Annotated in this window: 1 protein-coding gene and 1 pseudogene; both read right to left on the bottom strand. The window is 67.2% G+C overall.

What is annotated here, in order from left to right; translation table 11 throughout:
* Window positions 1-330: 330 nt before the first annotated feature.
* Window positions 331-1,023, bottom strand: a complete 693-nt coding sequence (locus tag ACVK00_RS34505) for a YoaK family protein (RefSeq protein ID WP_284901644.1) — start codon at window positions 1,021-1,023, stop codon at window positions 331-333.
* A gap of 89 nt (window positions 1,024-1,112) precedes the next feature.
* Window positions 1,113-1,379 (bottom strand): annotated as a pseudogene (locus ACVK00_RS34510) (DoxX family protein); the annotation flags it as partial.

Consider the following 1,379-nt stretch of genomic DNA (forward strand, 5'->3'; position numbering starts at 1 on the left):
GCCTGTCAACAGCACTCCTTTCCTTCCCGCCATCCGCCCCGAAGGAAGTCCCCTTGGGGGAAATGGCGGGGTTTCTCGGAGCAAATTCTGATGAAACTGGTTTTGGTGGGTGCTTTGTTGTGCTGTGTGATCGTCTTCGTGTTCTGGGGCAACCCGCGAGACGGCGACCGGTAGCGCATCCGTTGCCATCGTACGACCTCGAGTCGATCGCGCAATAAGCGCGCCGCCGCGCGGGCGCCGGCCGCGCCCCCAAACGACTCCCCCGTTCATCCCAACGAAGGCCGCTTTGCGCCGACGGCCTGCCGGCCGCCGCGCGGCGTGTCGGCTAACTCAGCTCCGCACGGCAGGCGCCGTATCGTGCGCGCCGGACGTCAATGCCAGTGCCGCGAGCGCGCCAGCCGGCGCGAGCAGCGCCCAGAATCCGATGTAGCGAAAGCCGAGCGCGCCAGCCATTGCGCCCAGCGCAAACGCGACGATCGCCGGCAACATCTTGCCGAACCGTGCGCGTGCGGCCACGCGCGCGCTGTCGGCCGTGCCGGCGGACAACAGGTCGACCACATCGAGAATCGCCTGCGTGACGTTGCCCGTCATCACCGTGTTCGGCACGCTTGCGCGGGCGATCACGCGCGGATGCGCGTTCTGCACGCCCATCGCGAACGTGCCGACGATGCCGGCCACCAGCACCGGCAGGCTGTCGGACTGCGTGACGGGCGTCGCCCACACGCCGGCCACACAGAAGCCGAGCAGCATCACGGCCTGCACCGCATACAGCGCACGCGCGCCCTGCCATGCCGGCCGCGCGGACAACGACCGCGCGATCAGGCTCGCCGCGATGACGCCGCATATGAATGCGGGAAACACGCTCAGTTTCAGCACGAGGCCCTGCCCGAATCCGGCAACGCCGGCGCCGATCAGCACGAAGTTGCCCGTCACGTGTGCGGTGAACAGCCCGAACAGCGAGACGAAGCTCAGCGTATCGACGAACCCGGCGACCGCGGAAAGAAGGGTGTCTTCAGATTTCAATTCGTGGTGTTTGCGTAGAGGTTGGGCGACGTGGCGCCCGTGGATTGCACGGTTGCCGCGTCGCGTTCGTGGGAGGGCCGACCCGGCGGTCAGGGATTGCCGTCGCCCTCCCCGCGTTGAATATCGCCGACGATGGTGACAAGGACGAGCGCCGCAATCAAGCCCAGATGCTCAAAAAAGCTGTTCAGCGCCATGAAATGTTCGGCGCCCGAGCGGTTCCAGAAATCGTTCGCCACGGCCATCGCGACCAGCGTCAGCATGCCGAGGCTGCCCGCGCCGAGCCACGTGAAGCGGCGAAACACCACGCACAGCGAGCCGCCGATCTCCACCGCCACCGCCAGCGCCGCCCACAGCGC

The sequence above is a fragment of the Burkholderia sp. PvR073 genome (assembly GCF_054055695.1).